General features: G+C 34.6%; 13 protein-coding genes, 1 other RNA gene and 1 CRISPR repeat array. Of the genes, 1 reads left to right on the forward strand and 13 read right to left on the reverse strand.

Annotation, left to right across the window (positions count from 1 at the left end):
• Window positions 1–52: 52 nt before the first annotated feature.
• Window positions 53–5,246: direct repeats of the CRISPR family, unit length 30 nt; unit sequence ATTTCAATTCCACTTTGGTACGATTGAGAG.
• 222 nt (window positions 5,247–5,468) lie between these two features.
• From cas2 to ssrA, 11 genes are all read right to left on the reverse strand, one after another.
• Window positions 5,469–5,735, reverse strand: a complete 267-nt coding sequence (gene cas2, locus DLK05_RS11045; RefSeq protein ID WP_127344071.1) for a CRISPR-associated endonuclease Cas2 — start codon at window positions 5,733–5,735, stop codon at window positions 5,469–5,471.
• Window positions 5,735–6,739, reverse strand: a complete 1,005-nt coding sequence (cas1b, locus tag DLK05_RS11050) for a type I-B CRISPR-associated endonuclease Cas1b (protein ID WP_127344072.1) — start codon at window positions 6,737–6,739, stop codon at window positions 5,735–5,737. Before cas1b ends, cas2 begins: the two co-directional genes overlap by 1 nt.
• Before the next feature lie 36 nt (window positions 6,740–6,775).
• Window positions 6,776–7,288 carry a CRISPR-associated protein Cas4 gene (gene cas4 / locus DLK05_RS11055; RefSeq protein WP_127344073.1) on the reverse strand — a complete coding sequence of 171 codons (513 nt, stop codon included), beginning with the start codon at window positions 7,286–7,288 and terminating at the stop codon, window positions 6,776–6,778.
• Entirely contained in the window at window positions 7,288–9,771 is a 2,484-nt protein-coding gene (gene cas3, locus DLK05_RS11060) for a CRISPR-associated helicase Cas3' (RefSeq protein WP_127344074.1), read from the reverse strand. Before cas3 ends, cas4 begins: the two co-directional genes overlap by 1 nt.
• Window positions 9,756–10,451: a CRISPR-associated protein Cas5 gene (gene cas5 / locus DLK05_RS11065; protein ID WP_127344075.1), complete on the reverse strand. Its 696-nt coding sequence runs from the start codon at window positions 10,449–10,451 to the stop codon at window positions 9,756–9,758. The genes cas3 and cas5 overlap by 16 nt, the downstream gene beginning before the upstream one ends.
• A 1-nt stretch (window position 10,452) precedes the next feature.
• Window positions 10,453–11,376: a type I-B CRISPR-associated protein Cas7/Csh2 gene (gene cas7b, locus DLK05_RS11070; protein WP_127344076.1), complete on the reverse strand. Its 924-nt coding sequence runs from the start codon at window positions 11,374–11,376 to the stop codon at window positions 10,453–10,455.
• 11 nt (window positions 11,377–11,387) lie between these two features.
• Window positions 11,388–13,202 carry a hypothetical protein gene (locus DLK05_RS11075; protein ID WP_127344077.1) on the reverse strand — a complete coding sequence of 605 codons (1,815 nt, stop codon included), beginning with the start codon at window positions 13,200–13,202 and terminating at the stop codon, window positions 11,388–11,390.
• A 52-nt stretch (window positions 13,203–13,254) separates the two neighbouring features.
• Window positions 13,255–13,902, reverse strand: a complete 648-nt coding sequence (locus DLK05_RS11080) for a hypothetical protein (protein ID WP_127344078.1) — start codon at window positions 13,900–13,902, stop codon at window positions 13,255–13,257.
• A gap of 256 nt (window positions 13,903–14,158) precedes the next feature.
• The gene (gene cas6 / locus DLK05_RS11085; RefSeq protein WP_235831992.1) at window positions 14,159–14,956 is read right to left on the reverse strand and encodes a CRISPR-associated endoribonuclease Cas6; all 798 of its coding nucleotides are present in this window, start codon (window positions 14,954–14,956) and stop codon (window positions 14,159–14,161) included.
• Between the two features lie 49 nt (window positions 14,957–15,005).
• A complete protein-coding gene (locus tag DLK05_RS11090) occupies window positions 15,006–15,917 on the reverse strand; it encodes a helix-turn-helix transcriptional regulator (protein WP_127344079.1) in 912 nt (303 codons plus the stop codon).
• Window positions 15,918–16,611: 694 nt separating this feature from the next.
• Window positions 16,612–17,013: a transfer-messenger RNA gene (gene ssrA / locus DLK05_RS11095) on the reverse strand.
• Between the two features lie 227 nt (window positions 17,014–17,240).
• On the opposite strand from ssrA, the gene DLK05_RS11100 reads away from it, so the two are divergent.
• Entirely contained in the window at window positions 17,241–18,473 is a 1,233-nt protein-coding gene (locus DLK05_RS11100; RefSeq protein ID WP_209319842.1) for an NAD(P)-dependent oxidoreductase, read from the forward strand.
• 41 nt (window positions 18,474–18,514) lie between these two features.
• Here the strand turns inward: DLK05_RS11100 and rpe are convergent, their stop codons facing one another.
• Together rpe and DLK05_RS11110 are read right to left on the reverse strand one after the other, a co-directional pair.
• A complete protein-coding gene (gene rpe / locus DLK05_RS11105) occupies window positions 18,515–19,165 on the reverse strand; it encodes a ribulose-phosphate 3-epimerase (protein WP_127344080.1) in 651 nt (216 codons plus the stop codon).
• Window positions 19,166–19,281: 116 nt separating this feature from the next.
• Window positions 19,282–20,148 (reverse strand): sigma-70 family RNA polymerase sigma factor, encoded by an 867-nt coding sequence (locus DLK05_RS11110; protein ID WP_127344081.1) that lies wholly within the window; start codon window positions 20,146–20,148, stop codon window positions 19,282–19,284.
• Between the last annotated feature and the right edge of the window lie 114 nt (window positions 20,149–20,262).

The raw sequence follows: 20,262 nt of genomic DNA on the forward strand, positions 1-20,262 counted from the left end.
TTGGTACGATTGAGAGTGTTGAGTTGGCAAAAAGATAGTTTAGGTCTTAACTATTTCAATTCCACTTTGGTACGATTGAGAGCTTGTCCTTTTTCAGCCGTTGAGATTATACCATCAGGATTTCAATTCCACTTTGGTACGATTGAGAGATTCCAACTCTTTATAATAATACTTTAAATAAGGTCTATTTCAATTCCACTTTGGTACGATTGAGAGGAACTGGAATACATTACCAATGAAATTAATCCTTTTATTTCAATTCCACTTTGGTACGATTGAGAGTTCAAGAATGAAATTTTTGAGAAGCATCGTGATTTGAATTTCAATTCCACTTTGGTACGATTGAGAGCTTACTAAGGAAATAGGGCCATATGTTGGCGGAATCAATTTCAATTCCACTTTGGTACGATTGAGAGTGCAGATTATGTAGCAAATAAATTAACTATACACGGATTTCAATTCCACTTTGGTACGATTGAGAGACGCTTGACGCTCGTCTGGAGGCCTCTCTATATACTTATTTCAATTCCACTTTGGTACGATTGAGAGGTTAATTCTTTTACGCTTCCGCTTGTTATTATCTTTATTTCAATTCCACTTTGGTACGATTGAGAGTTTCTTTTAGTAAATAATGCGCAAGTTCGCAATTAATTTCAATTCCACTTTGGTACGATTGAGAGTAACACTATCATTAACAGCGATTACTCCGATCGGGATTTCAATTCCACTTTGGTACGATTGAGAGTACGTACAAATCGTCAAGCTGCCAAACTCCTGTTTTAATTTCAATTCCACTTTGGTACGATTGAGAGATTCAATGCCAAACAATGTAAATAGAACATGAACATAATTTCAATTCCACTTTGGTACGATTGAGAGATCCTGATTCTCGTTTGTTGGGTCGCTATCGTTATCATTTCAATTCCACTTTGGTACGATTGAGAGGACGAATTTTTTATGTATTGGCGTAACTCTTCCCCAATTTCAATTCCACTTTGGTACGATTGAGAGACGACATACGATTCACTTAATAGTTCATCTTCTTGTATTTCAATTCCACTTTGGTACGATTGAGAGCGTGTGAAACACTGTCTGCAATAATAACCTCAATTCCATTTCAATTCCACTTTGGTACGATTGAGAGATTGCTGTTGGGTAATGGTTTATATTAAGCCTATTATATTTCAATTCCACTTTGGTACGATTGAGAGTACCCAAGCATCTGTTTTACTTTCTGCCAGAGTATAATTTCAATTCCACTTTGGTACGATTGAGAGCTTCCTCAATTTTTAAAGTTAGCGTATAAGGACCGGATTTCAATTCCACTTTGGTACGATTGAGAGTTTGTTTTAAATTGAATATTAACAAAGTTTCGTAAATATTTCAATTCCACTTTGGTACGATTGAGAGGATCTCGACCTTGAAAACATCTAGCGATTTAGCGATATTTCAATTCCACTTTGGTACGATTGAGAGATTAAGCCAAAGTTTTATTCTGCACCAAATACAAATATTTCAATTCCACTTTGGTACGATTGAGAGAGGAAGACCTGAATGGGGAATTCATGCTCGAATCTGATTTCAATTCCACTTTGGTACGATTGAGAGATTACCTTCATTGTGTTTATTGGCACTTTCTTTTATATTTCAATTCCACTTTGGTACGATTGAGAGAATTTTGCAGCAAATGTCTGATGTGAGAATATTATTATTTCAATTCCACTTTGGTACGATTGAGAGTGATATCCTTGATAAATGCCCAGGCTTTGATATAGTAATTTCAATTCCACTTTGGTACGATTGAGAGAATATATCTTGAGTCTGGTATAGCTGAAGGTAGAAGATTTCAATTCCACTTTGGTACGATTGAGAGGGTTCACGGTAGCGGCAATAAATTAGAATTAAACTAATTTCAATTCCACTTTGGTACGATTGAGAGTATTGCAGCGAGGGAAGATAGCCCAACCGATGGCTAATTTCAATTCCACTTTGGTACGATTGAGAGTGACTCAAGCGGTACACCTTATCGAATACCTCAATTATTTCAATTCCACTTTGGTACGATTGAGAGCCGAAACGCTACATTGGTGCAATTGTTCGTGAAGAATTTCAATTCCACTTTGGTACGATTGAGAGTAAATCCTACGTTTCCTTAATGTCCAATGTAGTTCCATTTCAATTCCACTTTGGTACGATTGAGAGCCGCAATTAGGGCAATAGCCTTCGTTTATTATTGTTATTTCAATTCCACTTTGGTACGATTGAGAGTAAGCTTCCGCACGAAATCAATTGGTTGGTTATTACTATTTCAATTCCACTTTGGTACGATTGAGAGAACCAAGACTAACTTTGTTGCCATAAAAGTTCCTGCATTTCAATTCCACTTTGGTACGATTGAGAGTCTGGTCTTAATTCGCATAAAGTATCGCAATTCTGATTTCAATTCCACTTTGGTACGATTGAGAGTATGAATAGTAAAACTTATGTGTGGTGGTTGAATACATTTCAATTCCACTTTGGTACGATTGAGAGTTTAATCTCTGGCCAATTTTTCTTACTGTATTTAATATTTCAATTCCACTTTGGTACGATTGAGAGAATTATTTACTCTCTACTTCCCGGTAAGGGAAGTGCATTTCAATTCCACTTTGGTACGATTGAGAGGGTCGAAATAATAGCGAAACAACAATGGCTATTAGATTTCAATTCCACTTTGGTACGATTGAGAGTATTAAAGCTGCAGCTTCATACAATACCGGGTACATGATTTCAATTCCACTTTGGTACGATTGAGAGAATCCTGACGTAGCATTATTATAACCAGTTGTTTTAGATTTCAATTCCACTTTGGTACGATTGAGAGTATCAATTGCATGGCCTTTTAATCTCCATTTTTGGGATTTCAATTCCACTTTGGTACGATTGAGAGGATATTTGGGAGCATTTTGAAAATGCTTTACGTTCATTTCAATTCCACTTTGGTACGATTGAGAGTATCCTTTTTTTTCATTACGGGAGTCTTGCAACAAATTTCAATTCCACTTTGGTACGATTGAGAGTAAAGGTAGGAGGTTGCGAGCTTCCTATCTTTTTTTATTTCAATTCCACTTTGGTACGATTGAGAGTCTCTTTTTATCTTCTTTAACAGCACGTAGCTATATTATTTCAATTCCACTTTGGTACGATTGAGAGTTATCGATTTCATCCTGATACTCTTTCTCACTAATAAATTTCAATTCCACTTTGGTACGATTGAGAGTGGCATCTGGAATGGGATTACCGGACTCGTCTTTTTATTTCAATTCCACTTTGGTACGATTGAGAGCATCTAAATCGGGGGTGTTATCATGAACTGAAAAATATTTCAATTCCACTTTGGTACGATTGAGAGGCATATCATTTTGTTGGCGGCGTGTTCCTTGTTCTTATTTCAATTCCACTTTGGTACGATTGAGAGAAAGAAAAAAGCTACTCGAGGACATGAACATTACCGAATTTCAATTCCACTTTGGTACGATTGAGAGTTATTCTTAGCTACGGCATAGGCGAATTTTACGCCTATTTCAATTCCACTTTGGTACGATTGAGAGTTTATCTTCCAAAGTATATTGATAAACATATCCCGAATTTCAATTCCACTTTGGTACGATTGAGAGAGTTTGTAATGTTTAATTAATTTACTTAAAGAATCCAATTTCAATTCCACTTTGGTACGATTGAGAGGCGATTTCCACGAAACAACAATTTCTTCCGGATCCATATTTCAATTCCACTTTGGTACGATTGAGAGAGCAGTAGGCGATTACATCATGGTAATTTTGAATGAATTTCAATTCCACTTTGGTACGATTGAGAGACACATCATAGAAACGTATTCAGCATCGCTTTTCCTATTTCAATTCCACTTTGGTACGATTGAGAGATTTTAAACAACAATTTTTCGCAAGCACTTTCAATCATTTCAATTCCACTTTGGTACGATTGAGAGAGTTATGTTACTAAAGACATTGAACAGGGGATAGGATTTCAATTCCACTTTGGTACGATTGAGAGTTAATTTACTTAAAGAATCCATGCTAATAACTTCAATTTCAATTCCACTTTGGTACGATTGAGAGAATCCACACCGTACCAAACACAGACGCCTTATAAGTATTTCAATTCCACTTTGGTACGATTGAGAGATTTTAAACAACAATTTTTCGCAAGCACTCTCTATTATTTCAATTCCACTTTGGTACGATTGAGAGGATTATGGCTTTTATGCTTTTAGCAACGGCATTGTAGATTTCAATTCCACTTTGGTACGATTGAGAGTGTAAAAGTGTATGGTAAAAATGGCGAAGTAGCAATTATTTCAATTCCACTTTGGTACGATTGAGAGCCAATTACCATTGTAAACCGTAAGCACAAAATTAACGATTTCAATTCCACTTTGGTACGATTGAGAGTGCATCGACGCCGCCTGTAAAGTCTATGTCTGGTGTATTTCAATTCCACTTTGGTACGATTGAGAGTGCGCCGCCCCCTATTAATAAACTAGTACCAACAGGATTTCAATTCCACTTTGGTACGATTGAGAGACACAACAGTTCCAGCACCTGCAGTTGTAGAACCTTATTTCAATTCCACTTTGGTACGATTGAGAGCCAATGCACATCGGCATAGGAGCTACACTGGTACTCAATTTCAATTCCACTTTGGTACGATTGAGAGCGCACTGGTGGCAAACACAACCGCCCCCGCAATTGCATTTCAATTCCACTTTGGTACGATTGAGAGTTGCAGGTACATATCCATGCACAAAGTATTCAACTATATTTCAATTCCACTTTGGTACGATTGAGAGGAATACTCACATTGCTGGGGAAAAGGATCTTTTTGTATTTCAATTCCACTTTGGTACGATTGAGAGTTTTATCATTAATTTTTACATCCAACTTTAGTAACTCATTTCAATTCCACTTTGGTACGATTGAGAGCTGCCAATCCATCAATTAAATCGGCAACCTTTGGTGATTTCAATTCCACTTTGGTACGATTGAGAGTTTTTTTTCGACCATTTTCCAAACTTTTTAATCCCGATTTCAATTCCACTTTGGTACGATTGAGAGAGTTTCGGCATCATCCATAACAAAAACTTCGATAGTCATTTCAATTCCACTTTGGTACGATTGAGAGGAACTATGTTTTTAGTTATACATTTTGTACACTTGATTTCAATTCCACTTTGGTACGATTGAGAGTCGATCGACGACTCAAAAAAAATACCTGAAAATCAATTAATTAAGATTTGCAGATATAGCTAAAATAGTAAGTATAAGTTGTCGATGGGTAAAAGTATAAAATATACGGGATTTCGACAACATTGCCGAAACATTAGTTTTTTTAGTATGTCAAAGATCGTAAATAGAGAAATGATATTTCTGCGAATGGGAGAGAGGAGGCGGATAATACCTTATCGACAACTATAAGAATTGATCGAGATCATTTTTTTCATGTCCAATCACTTCTTTCTCGAGCCATTTTTGATCTCTACTTTTAAATACAATCAAGCTATCGTGTTCTTCTTCATTCATTATAAATTCTGCTCTCGAGATTAACTCTTTTAGTTTCACCTCCGATATTTCGCCTTCGAAAACAGAGTTTTGAATCCAATTTAAATATTGTCTGCACAGTTTTAACATTTTGCCAACTCGTTTTTCGCCCATGTCATACATTAATATCACATACATTACCAATAAATTTTAAAGGGTTTGTATTCATCAATTTCAAGCAGGTGTTTTTGCAATTTATAACATTCCAATTTTATTAAATGTTTGTAGCTTACATTTCTATTTAAACTTCGGTGTTTTATGGTTTCTTCCAATCGTTTTTCAAAAGCCTGAATAAACTTTTTCTTCCCCTTTTCTTTCAGAATAATTCGGTTCAATTTTTCCTCAAAATCATGCTCCTGAATCTCTTTTTTGTTTAAAACCTTAAAAATAACCCGATCTACTAAAAAAGGTTTAAAAACTTCCGCCAAATCCAAAGCAAGACTAAATCGGCGTTCTCCCGGTTCGTGCAAAAAACTAATGGTGGGTTCCAGTTGAGTTTTTTGAATAGCACGCAAACACTCCGAATAACACATCATATTGCCAAATGAAATTAGACTATTTACAATATTTAAAGGAGGGCGTTTGGTCCGAATTCCCATTTCATGATCATTGATAATTAAATTGAACGCATCGTAATAGTTTTTCCGGATATTTCCTTCAATACCCATCAACTCATCAACTTTTTTGGTCTCTCTAATTTTTTCCCGAAGCAGTTCAATACTATCAATTACTGGCATCAAATCTTTACCTCTATTATCGTAATATCTCAAATTTTTCAGCATATTAAACGATGCACCTTCGATAAAAGATTGGGCAACAACGATACGTTTCGATTTTTTTAAATAAGCCTGAGTTTGAGCAATTAACATTTTGCCTGATAAAAGCTTACATTTAGGTGCAAACGATCCGGTATAATTTTCATAGTAATCGTAAAAATGAACAGCAATATCATTTTTACCTAAAAAATTATAAAGTGCCGAATTAGCATCTAACGATCCAAAAACATATAATTGGTCAATATGTTCAACGGGCAGATATCGAGGTTTTAAATCATTACCCTCTTCATCTACCGGTGTAAATTTTAGAGTATTATCTTTTCTCGATAAGCGACCAGGGTTGAATAGGTAGTAGGTTTTTTTCATTTTGAGATAGGGTTTATTGTTGCCAGATAATCAGTCTTATTCTTCACTTTCAGAGCTGTAACAAAAATCGTAATAGGAACATTTTTTACATCTAGGTTTATTTATGGCTTCTGGGCATTTATTGGCGTGTATAATTTGATCAATTTCCACAAGAAATTCCTTTATTCGTTCCCGGTCTGGCGTACTCAAAAACACGTCCTCCGTTTTTCGCTCCTTCGGATATTCTAGTACGCCCGTTACGTCATCAATACCCTTCAATTCTAAAATATAGATGTAGTATTTTATCTGCCAAATATGAGTTTCATGAAATTTACTTGACTTTTTAACTTCATGAATTATTTTATTCTTGGTATCGTAAAAATCAATTTTTATGGGACCGATTTCAACTTGTTCATACTTGGATGAGCGTTGCTGGTAAGAGGTTTTCTCTATTAAAACGCCCATCGCAACATCTTCCGAATTGTCTTCAAATTTTATATCGTTTGCATGCAACCACATGCGACGGTGGCAATAAAAATAATATGATATTAAAGTTCCTGTTATTTGCATTATAAAAAGCAGTTTTCAATGTTATCAAGAATTAATCCTTCTGTAGATGAATAATTATTCGTAGAGATAAATTTAATACCTAGTATTTCGTCTTGGTATGGTTCTGGCATTTGAGCCTTGTTGTATTTGTTAACGCGAATATTCAGTATTCTTCCACTTAACTTTTTTATATAGTCGCTTATTTTAATTTTCAAACGTTTAGAATTCGCATAATCTGTTTGCAATTTTAGCTCATTAAGTAATTTATTAAGCTTTTCATAACATTCATCCATCTCGTTTTTCAAAATATAATATTGTACTTGGTCTCCAATATCATTATTGATGAGTTTGAATTTTCCCATACTTTCAAATTCGGCATTATTGATGCACTTAACCATATTTATAGAAGCATCTTTATCGGCTTTAAATTCTCCTATTGTAAGATTTTGCTGCAATGAGATCGAGTCTGTTTTGGAGCTCGACAATACTTTAAATTCTCCTATTGTAAGATTTTGCTGGATGCTTTCAAAAAATTTTGATTGAACATCAAATAGTTGGTTTTCATTAATTGAGGTTGGAATTTCTTTACGGCAAAAGTCTAAAAACCTTTTTCCTTCGTTTCTATAGATTAGTTTAGCTCTCGATTGACCATTATCGCTAACTAGCTCGAAAAAATAGACCTGTCCTTTATCTAATTTATTATTCCTATTACAACGGCCAGCACTTTGAATAAGACTTGGTAAGGGACACATATCGCGATAAACAATAGGGAAATCGATATCAACACCTGCTTCAATTAGCTGTGTTGATATTAAAATTACTTTTTGGTTAGCTTTTAATAAATCTTGTGACTGATTTATTATTCTTGTTCGATCATCAGGAATGAAATGAGTATTCAATAGAAGAACGTTCTCCGATTTTCCTATCAATTCATTATAAAGGTTCTTTGTGTCGGCAATTGTATTTAAGATTACTAAGCAAGAACCGTCTAATTCAAGAATATGGTTTACCAACGATTCATTGGTTTGTTGATCGGAAAGAACTTTTATTTCATAGCGATTAAAAATATCTTCTGCAAAATATTTTTTGCAATCGATTAACTCATTAGGCACAGTGTAATCTTTAAATAACAAATCTGCTCTGCAATCTTCATCAGTATCTTTGATAGGAATTGTCAACTTGGGCATGGTTGCAGTTGATAGTATTGCGTAAGAATCGTTCCTCCTACAAAATTCATCTAGCCATGCCGAAAAGAAAATATATAATCGAGGAGGCAATGCCTGAACTTCATCAATAAGAAAGATTCGTTTTTTGAAATTTGGGAGCTTTAACAAGGTAGAGTTCTTATTGCTTACTAAGCTTTCAAAAAACTGAACAAACGTTGTAATAATAAAAGGATGATCGAAGGTGTTTTGAATAAAGTCTTCTTTTAAAATCTCTGTTAGGTTCTCAGCAGATTGATTATTTTCATAAGATTGCTGTGCATTCCGAATTCGTTCGTTTTCAGTTTTAGAATTAACTGACATAACATCATCTAAAAGTTCTTCAGCAATTTTTTGAACCTGTTCAGTTATAGACAAGAAAGGCAGTGAGTAAATAATTCCTAAATTCCCTTTTTGTTTTCTAATTTCGTCGGCAATAGAAAGCATAGTAAATGTTTTCCCAGCCCCTGTTGGTGCTGTTAGCGTAAAAATGCGTTCATCGTTCAGTAATCCTTTTTTTACTCCCTCAATTGCTTCGAAACGAATTTGAGTCCTTAATATATTCAGTTGCGATATATCTAGATTTTGATCAAATTTATCAAACGTACTAGTAAGGTTTATTGCAAGTTGTTTTGTGTTTGTTTCAATGGTTTCGTTAAAAAAGTAAGAATCATTTTTTCCCGCATCTTTTTTATCTGCTTCAATCAAGGCAGAAAAAGATTCCTGAGTATCCATAAAGAATTTTAAAGGAGCTTGCTTCCATGCTTTCTTTTGATACTTGGACAAAAAAGAAACGAACATATTTGATTGTTTTCCCCACTTCAATTCAAATGATACACAATCTAATTTTAATGTTTTATTTACAAATTCACTTATAGGAAGATCGCATACATTTTCTTTGGCAAATTCAGTAGCCCTAATTAATTCTTCTGAGCCAGTAAAAGCGTACTCAAAATTTGGTAAGTTCTGGTGATGTTTGCCAATTAGAACAGCAACTTGTAAAATAAATAACGAAAACTCTTCCTGAGTTTTCAATCCATGCTCCATCATGATGTCTTTCATGTTGATCAAAGCATAATTAACCCATGCGATTACCGACAAGTAGGAATGATTCCCATATCCAGTGCTTTTTCCGTGGAGTTTGTTTTGAAAATTGGGATTGATTTTTCCCAAATCGTGAAATAAAGCAGCCAATCCAGCAATTGGTAACGAAGAACTTTGGAGAGTGCCTTTGTGTACTCCCCAAATGTGTTCTTCCAATAATTTACCTGGATGCGATTCAAATGTTAAATCATGCACCATTGTGATTCGTTATTAAATTCAAAATATGTTCCTTCTGATTTTAACTTAAATTGATTTGAAGGGTACACTACCTTACAAAATTTTTCGGGTAAGTTCCAAAAATCATCATTTTGAAAAGTAGGTATTTTATCAAACCCAATCCTGAAAGACGTTAAATCGTCCATTAATGGCGGATAATCATCTGTAATAAAACCGAAAGTTGTAAATGTTCCGTTTTTCTCAACAATCTCACCTTCTTCAAGAAACTTAATCTCTGCTGGACAGTTGTGCAAGCCTAGAACAGGAGTAAAACAAGCCTGACCTTGTTTGCAAAATGAACTAAAACGAGTGAAGTAATCACTGTATTCTTCGTTTTTTAATGCTAAAACAACCGTGTAGTTGGGGTGTTTGATGAACTCCATTTGTTTAGGAGCTTTATCCCAAGCATTATTTACCTTTCTTAAAGTGAACCCCCACGATTGTTTAATGACTTCATTGTTTACCTGAACCGAGTAAAGTAACCCTTCGCTGAACAAAGGGAACAAAGGTTTCATTTCGTTGCGTTCAATCCCAAGTACTGCTCCAATCATTCCAATAAAGGCAGTTTTGGTAATGAAATCGTGCGAAAGCGGATTGTTATTGGTTTCGGCTTTACGGAACTGTGCCCAATTGCCTGTTATTTCCAATTTTATCGCCTTCATCTTATAGTGTCATTTCTGTGAATTTATCACCTATTAGTTGCTTTTTGATTTCTTCAATTTCTGTATAAAAACGAATTTCTTTTACTTTTTCAGATTTCGTTATTGCCTTTAATTTATCGAAGTTGAAGTTGTAATCTTCCATTGAGCGTATTTGTTCATCTTCTTTTTCTGATTCGATGTTAACTAACCGATCTGTACCATACAATTTGTCGGTTGGTTCTTTATAAACAATTTGCAATAAAAGAACAGAGCTTTGGTTTGATTTGCTTCTGGTATTGATATTATTTATGCTGTTCCACATTGCTTTAAACAAATCGTTAATGTCATCTTTGATTAAACCACTTTTTTCTGCAGAAAAAGGATTTATCCAACCTTGAATTTGATTGATGGCATAAGGGACGACTGTTGTTGTTGCAATAGAACCTTGTTCATTATCTGCTTTGGAAAGCATGACGCTTGTATTCTGATGAAGTCTCATGTCAACTTTATTCAGAGATGGATTTAATAATGCAAATTGGGTTGGCCCAGTAATATTTAAATGATAATTAATTAGTTGCTTGTCATTTGAGTCAATTTTTACTTTTGATTCTTTTTTTTCAATAGTTGAAATTCCTCCGAACAAACGCACATCAATCATCGATTGCATTACTTTTCGGATGTCAACTTGCTTTTGCTCAACTGCAAGATGTTTAACCATTTTTTTTACATCTGTTTTTCCAATTGGTGAGTTTTCTGTAATAAATATTCGTTTTCCTAATAACTCAAAGTAATCGCGCACATACCTTTTAATCCGTACATCGGATACCAATACTTTTTTTGTTTCTTCGTCGTAGCGTTGTTCACCTGTAAATGGATCTCCGTTTGGGATGGTGTATTTACTTTCAAATAAGAATAAGATTTCTGATTTTTCAATTGTATTTTCCATGATATTATTTTTTAGTTGATTTGTTGTTCTGTATTTGATACTCTTTTTCCATAATAGCTTTCGAAAAATCCTAATGCACAATTGTGACGGTTGTATTTTTCTCCTTCAAAATTGTTGATAGTCTCTACTAAAGAAGAATATGCATCTTTAATATAGATATACTTACTTTTACTCATGAAGCCATGAATAGTAAGCTTCTCATTTAAAAAACCAGAAAATTTAACTAGTTCTTCAATTGAGGTAATGCGTCGCGAAAGATTGCCGACATAAGATTTTTCAAACGATTTAATTGGGCAATCGTCGCGCCAGGCAGCAAATCTATTTGCCATAATACCCAGGTTTTTACCCAAGTCATAACTTTTAGTTTCTGTTATTTTCATTAGATTATTATTTTTTTGAATGTTCATTAAAAAATAGAAGTCGTATTTGAGTATGTTAAAAAGTTGTCCACCTTCTCTGATATTATATTCCACTTTTTCTATAAAAGCGGGTAACAAGATTGGGTCTTGATAATAGGTGTTTGAATATAATTGAGGTAACACTTTTAGCAAATGTGATTGATACTTCTTTTTGTCTTTGGTTACATCTCCCAATATTTTTAAGAAACTGTATCGAACAGAAAATGCAAATGGCTTTTTAGTATTAGGAAAAGCTTTATTAGTACGGTTTAATATCTTAGCCTTTTGAGATAGAATATGTTCATGTACTTGCTTTAATAAGCTTTTTTCGATATTTGATATTTCTATTAAATCACTAAAAACTCCCGAAGGTGATTTAGGAATACTGGAAAATATGATGTCAAATTTTACAGTATCTGCAAACAAATTTTCGGTTAGTGGGGCAAATATGTCATCAGATTCTAAAACAATAGTTTCTTCCTTTCGTGCCTGCGTTGAGATTGACTTTTGTTCACGGTTAAAAAAGGAAACTATTTCTTCTGAGGTGATTTTATCAGAATGAGGCAAGGCAATGATTCCAATTTGATTAATCCTAATTATAGGATCTTGATATACTTGTGTTGCGTACATCAGGCTAATAACATTATCAATTGTAAATACCTTATTCTTGTATGAATAAACTTCAGAAAAACCAGGTGTTACACCACCCAAAGTTTTATAAAGATATTTGTTAAGTGTTAGTTTTGCTGATAAATTATTATTGTCGATGAAATCCTTATCCAACTTGTCTTCTAAATACCCAACAAGACTTTCATTTTTACCCTTGGGTTTATAGAATAGAATTATTGAATCAACGTCTTCAACAATATTTGGTAGTTTATACCAAGGGTGAGTATTAAATGTAAAGTGTAGAACAATTGATTGTTTTGATTTTATCAACATCTCAAACTGTTCTTTCTTATTCCTATATGCATAACGAAACTTTTTAATGTTGTCGCTTTTAATAAATGCATTTAATGGTTCAGCACCTTCAAATGATGATTTATTTTCCCATTTTCCAAATAAACGATAATTTCCAAATTCATTCAGTTTGTTTTTATTATCAATAAAATGACTATAAACAATGTCTCCGAATAGGTAGCGCTTTTCTGCATCCTTTTTTGAGGTTTTGAAATTTAGATAATAGATTTGTTTTTGTTTGTCTTCGTCTTCAATTTCCTTTAGATTTTCAAAGTTAAACTCAAAAGTATTTCCCTTATCGATCACAGGTAATTCATAAAAGACGGTATCAATCACATTGCCGTCTTTATCTTTCTTTTTTCGCAGAGCTTCCACATCTTTCCATGCATGATTTATCTGCTCATGGTATTTATGGGCATTAAGGGCTTCACGGTAAAGTTTTCCAATTTTAATTACAGTATCTAGCATTGTTATTTAATTTTTACTTCTCCCTGTAATTATTACAGGGAGAAGAATATTATCAATAATCCACCACCATTCGAGCCTTTAAATAGCCATGATAGAAGTTGGCATCACGGCGTTTAAATATTTTAATCAGGTTGTCGAGCTGATTCGAGAGTAGGTCGTTTGCCTCGGTGAACAGCTCTTCCAGGCTGTGTGTAGCCATGCTCGATTTAATCTGATACTCGCGAGGTTGCCCATTCAGTTCCAGAAAATGGTCGTAATCGGCTTTCAAATCGCTTACTTGTTCGGTGTTTAGGCCATAATCAGCAGCCAAAGGTTCTTGTAAATCAGTAGCCTTTCCAATAATCAATTTCACCCGTCGAAGCATATCGTCGTTTTTCATCTTGAATAAATCAGAAGCACTATCGGCCATTTTTCCGGCAAGTTTGTCCTTACTGTTCATCACGGCATATACTTCTACAATGTCATTAACAATATCGGCTTTTTCGCATATGGTGCGTTTTAGGGTTAATTTTACTTTCCCCATTGTTACCTTCGAATCAGATTGAAGTTCGGCAGCATCGTTTATTGCCAGGCTAATGTTGCCAATCTTGTTTTTCACCTCCCCAATTTTGGCGATACTTTGCCAGATAGTAGCATTCTCGTCGAGGTAAGTCACTGTAGCCTCAATCATGTGCTTTCTGTTCATTTGTGATTGATCCATAACATTAAAAATTATTTATTATTAATTAGTACTGCATTCAATTTTGGATATTCCATACATTGAGTGCTTATTTCTGTTTATTGTCAGGTAATTTCTTACCATCGAGCAATTATTTCGGCCCATTGTCTGCTTCTTACTTTGCACCGGGCAGGCATTTCTATGTAACGAGCAAGTATTTCGCTTCGCCGACTGACTATTTCCGTATGGCGAGCAGTTATTTCCATGTGCCGAGTGCTTATTTCTGTGCAAGCAGTCATTATTCAGTTTTACTCTTTTCAATCCCCTCAATCCACCCAAAACCACTCGAACTTTTCTCGCTGACACCGGCACTCCAAATCATCTCATGCACTTCAACAGGCGCATTCAACTCAAACTCAAATAAATTACCAACGATACGCGATTGCTGAGCTGTTCCTGGTTTCATTACAAAGCCCGAACGTTTAAAATCGTTTAGCCTCCTAAAATTAATTTGTCCTGTTGTAATTGATTTTGGATAGCGAGTGTTGTTGTATTTTTCAACCAGATGATTTATTGTTAGGCTTTCAAACAGTTCATTATTCGGCGAAAGGTATTGTGGATACCTGGCATTTTCTGCCTTAAAGCTAATTACCCAAGGAGTCTGCAGATGGTAACGCATGCTTTCCGAAAACTCAGTTTTAGGCAGTGCTTCTACTTTGGCTACCTTAAAGTCGATACCATTGAATTTGTCACCCAAATAAAATTCCTGAAGCATAAACAAACCTTTTATAAAATTGGTGGCGGCTTCGTTTACATCGAAGGATATTTGCAGTTTAATTTCGTGTGCCGATATTTCAAATAGTTTTTTCTCTTTCCAGAGTTTCGGTTTCCCAAAATTTAATCTCGAAAAACAGAACAGTTTGTAAAGTTTGTTGTCATTTTCATCCTTCCTATAACCTTTGTTATGCAGAAAATTGGCAAAATCGGCATCGGCTTGTTTCAATACTTTGTAAATCCAGGCACTGATGTAATACTGATAATCCATGGGCAGCATACGCTGCTTTGTGGTACGGTTTAATGTTAATTCGAATCTCATTAATAAGCTTTTGTATGTTTTGAGTGATTAAAGAAATAATAGATTACTGTCAACTTCTGACCGTTAGAATTTTTTCTGCTTTATTTTTTAGAAAATCTTTTAATGACTCCGGATAGATTATTTTAATTTCCTCACATAAACCCATAATAAAACGTCCTACACCATCAAAACCTGAAACAGGAGCTTCAAAATCAAATTGCTCCTTATTTATTTGTGTAATGTATTGTTCCGATAGCGGATATTCTTCCTGAAGCAGTTCCGCAGCACGGATTGAAAGTTGTAATTTTATGTCGGTCTTTTCTTTTGAACCTATTCTAAAAATATCCATCGGTAATTTTATATGATTTCCCTTGTGTTCCCAAGGTTCAGGTAAGATTTGGACGGAGGCAATACGAGTATTTTTAAAAGTTTTGCAGCATCCGTCTTCAATGTCGTATGCCCATATTGCAATGTAGTTGTTTGTAAAATCGAAGGGTTCAACAATACGGTCTTTTTGTTGTTTGCTGTTCGCCGATAGATAATCGCGTAGAATTACTTTGTTCTTGCATTTAATGGCCTGCATTAATTGGTGAATATTTACCGAATATTTTTCTTTCACAATAGTATCAGCAACCCTTTCGAAATCATAAAGAGCATAAAGTTTTTTAACGAGGTTTTGTTTTAGTGGATTTTCGTCGCTAACCGAATGAATTGCTTTCTGAAGAATTATAGCTTCTTCTTTCGAGAAATGTATAAGCTCACTAATTTCTTTAAAATAGGCCGACTCTTTATCGATGTAATATCTTCCGTTTTCAGGTTTTGGTATTATGAATCCGGCCTCGCGAAAAGTTTGGATGTAACGTCGGGTTGTTCGTTCCGACATCTCGAAGCGCTCTGCAATTTCCTCTAAAGTGTATTTAATTCCACTTGAGAGGAAAACCATTATTTCCAGTAGTTTTTGGATTTTGTTCTGTTCAATCATCGTGTAGAGGTCTGTTTGATAGATTTGGCTTATGAAAAACAATATAAATTTATAATAAATTATGTGTTAATTGTAAACATTGTTCATAAATTATTGAAAAATATTTTCAATAGGCGATTGTGATGCCATTCGAAAAGGAGGTGGAAAAATAGTATGACAGTTGAAAAAGAAAGATGTTAAGTGCTATTAGCAACGATTTGTATTTTTTTTTGAAAGAACGAGGCTTGGATTAGCGAAATAAGGCAAATCACTCCGAACTAAAATAAATAGATTTTGTTAGGTAATCCTGCAAAATAAAAAAACAATATTTTGTGAACTTGCCGAAAAGCTGATGTTTCCTGCTTATTTTAATATCAGAAAATAGATAGAGGGATTTTGTGGTGTTGGAATTTTTATGCGGATAAAACGATCAAAACTATGATATTGATAGGTGGATAAATGAGTGCGCCAAGAGCTGATGTGTTACATGGCTTTATTTTGCTCTGTTCTGCTGAGTAGACTTGCTTTTCTTTGGTATAATGGAATGGAGGACATACCTCTTTTGTTATTTTAGCAAGTCTGACCAAAAACGAAAAATAGGGATACTAATTATTCATTTTTTAAAAATGGTATCTGTTTTTTTTGATGTGGTTTGAATATGAAGACACAAAAAATCCGCTAAAACTGAAGAGTTTAAGCGGATTTGATTATCGTCTAGTGGAGCTGCAGGGAATCGAACCCTGGTCCAAACAAGTGATCAATAGGCTTTCTACATGCTTATTGCTTTATTAATTTTCGATTGGGATTTGGGAAAGCACACCCGAGATCCTAACTTATCTTCTAAATTTCGCCAACTCCTCAAAGCTTGAAGCTGACTAACCCTGAATTGATAGCATCCAATTACTTACCGGAACAAGGTAGGACCATAAGCTGGATGTCTCGTCTTCACTCCTAGAGTGATGATAAAGCTTTAATCTACTATAATTCGATTAAGCAGCAAGAGCGTAGTTATTTTCGCCAATTAAAAAGTATGATATCCGATATTTACGAGCTGGAATAACAACGCTCGACATGCTTACATATCAATTCTACATGCTGTCAAAACCACGTCAGCCCCAGAATTCATGCAAAATTAGCAAAAAACATATGCATCGCATGATTTTTTTCATATAAAATGTGTTTCTTAATTACTAAATTAGAACGGCGTGTGTCAAGAAATAAGAAATCAGGCATTTGGAGATTCTGTATTCTGTAAGTGTAGGGTGAATATTTCAAGATGAATAGCTAGTATAAAATGCATTAATTCCACTTTTAACTGCTAGTCGCACCTTAATATATATTCATATGAAGAAAAAAATTAGAGTTGGAGTTCTTAGAGAAACCAAAAATCCACCTGATCGTAGAGTTGCTATTCCACCACAAATTGGTTTACGCATACTTGACAAATATTCGGATGTTAGTATTTATATTCAGCCAAGTGATATCCGCTGTTTTTCTGATGCGGAATATCGGCAACAGGGATATTTTTTAACTGAAGATCTGCGTGATTGTGATATACTTATTGGTGTAAAAGAGATTTATATTCCTACTCTAATCCCTAATAAAACGTATTTGTTTTTCTCACACACCGCAAAGAAACAACCCTATAACCGGGAATTGTTACAGCAAATTATTAAGAAAAATATTACGCTGATTGATTATGAATATTTAACGAATAATAATCATCAAAGATTAGTCGCCTTTGGGCATTGGGCCGGAGTTGTGGGGGCTTACAAAGCCCTAAGGGCCAGAGGTGTGAGAACTGATTTTTTTGATCTTCCTCCTGCTGGTTCTTGCCACGATATGGGGGGGATGTATAAGCATTTAAAAACAATTCAACTGAAACCAATAAAAATCTTAATAACTGGTGGTGGTAGAGTGGCGATGGGAGCGATGCAGACGATTCGAACTTTAAATATTAAGGAGGTATCTCCTAAGGATTTCCTAAATAAGAATTATGATGAGCCAGTTGTCTGTCGTATTGATCCGCAGTATTATGTAGAACGAAAGGACGGGCGTGCATTTGATTTACAAGATTTCTTTGAATATCCCGAAATGTATAAATCCACTTTTAAGCCATTTACTAAAGTTACAGATTTGTATATTGCTTGTCATTTTTGGGATCCTAAGTCTCCCAAATTTCTAACCCAAGATGATTATAAAGAAGATGATTTTAAGATTTCGGTAATTGCAGATGTGAGCTGTGATCTTAATGGTCCTATCCCATCAACCTTGCGACCATCAACTATTGCATCATCATTTTATGGATATGATCGGTATAGTGGAGAAGAAACCATCCCTTTTGTTGATAGGAGAAATGTAACTGTAATGGCTGTCGATAATTTACCTGGAGAGTTGCCACGAGATTCTTCAATAGATTTTGGAAATGCTTTATTTGAAAATGTGTATGATGCTTTGTTTGGTGATGATCCGGAAGGCATAGTGGAACGGGCAACAATTGTAAAGGATGGTAAACTAACACCTCCATTTGCATATTTAGAGGATTATTTGAAGAATGAAAATATCCTGAAAGTTTAAAAATGAGTTGGGCTGAATTTTTACTAATTCAGCCCAATTATTTATAATTTTTTCAACTCTGATATTGTTTGCGCTGGATTATTGGAGCCAAAAACAAAGCTTCCTGCTACCAGAGCATTTGCCCCGGCATCAATAAGTTTTTTTCCCGTTTGTAAATTTACTCCTCCATCAATTTCTATGAGTGTATCAGCCTGTTTATCCTGAATTAATGCCTTTAGTTTTTGTACCTTACAATAAGTGTTTTTGATAAAACTTTGTCCTCCAAAGCCTGGATTTACACTCATTAATAACACAAGGTCAATGTCTTTGATTACATCTTCTAAGACAGAAATTGGAGTATGTGGATTTAATGATACTCCTGCTTTCATCCCATGTTGTTTAATATTTTGAATGGTTCGGTGTAAATGAGTACATGCCTCATAATGAACAGTTAAAATATCAGAACCGGCTTTTTTAAAGGCTTCTACGTACCTGTCCGGATCAATAATCATCAAATGGACATCTAATGGCTTTTTTGCAATTTTGTTGATTTGTTCAACGACCGGAATACCGTAGGAAATATTGGGGACGAAAACTCCATCCATAATGTCAAGGTGGAACCAATCGGCTTCACTATTGTTTACCATGTCAATATCAGCTTGTAGATTTGTGAAATCAGCAGCTAAAAGAGAAGGTGAAATTAATGTTTGCATTTAATTTTCTGTGTTTGGATTATATTTTGCGCAAAGATAAAACAATTAAGGATAAGAGATGAAAATGATATTTCATGATTCTCTTATCCTTTTAGTGTATTCTATAAAAAGATTATTTATTCTCCAAGGTAGGTTTTTAAAATTTTACTACGAAAAGTTGTCTTCATTCGTTTGATTGCTTTTTCCTTAATTTGTCGAACCCGTTCTCTTGTAAGTCCGAATTCTTTACCTATTTCTTCCAAGGAATATGGCGGTTTTCCATTTAGTCCAAAATATAATCTAATAATTGAGGCTTCACGTTTTGAAAGTGTCGAAAGGGAGCGATCAATCTCTTTTTTTAAGGAATCCTTAATTAATGTTTTGTCAGGACTAATATCATCATTACTTAGAAGAATATCGTACAGTGTATTTTCTTCATCAGGATTAATAGGAGCATCCATGGAAACATGCCGTCCAGAAGCCTTTAATGCCTCTTTTACATCTTTCGGACTCATCTCTAATATATTAGCAATTTCTTCAGGCGATGGTTCCCGCTGATACTCTTGCTCTAATTGGGCGAATGTTTTGTTGATTTTATTAATAGAACCAATTTTATTTAATGGTAATCTAACAATTCTGGCTTGTTCTGCCAAAGCTTGCAAAATTGATTGGCGAATCCACCAAACTGCATACGAAATAAATTTAAAACCTCTTGTTTCATCAAATCTCTGTGCAGCTTTTATTAATCCTAAATTGCCTTCGTTAATTAGATCGGGTAGACTAAGTCCTTGATTCTGATATTGTTTAGAAACGGACACAACAAAACGCAGATTACACTTAATTAGTCGATCCAGAGCTTTTTTATCTCCTTTTTTTATCAACCGGGCAAGTTTTACCTCCTCTTCAGCTGAAATTAGGTCGACTTTCCCGATTTCATGCAGATACTTGTCCAACGACGGAGTCTCTCTGTTTGTTACTTGTTTGGTTATTTTTAACTGTCTCATAGTGGAATTAAATGGTATTTAATAAACAGGACATGCTTGCTCATTAATATTTAAATATAGCAAAATGATTTAATAAATGAAATTAGCAATCTATTACATTTGAAAGACTTCTAG

This window comes from Ancylomarina longa (genome assembly GCF_003996985.1).
GTDB lineage: Bacteria > Bacteroidota > Bacteroidia > Bacteroidales > Marinifilaceae > Ancylomarina_A > Ancylomarina_A longa.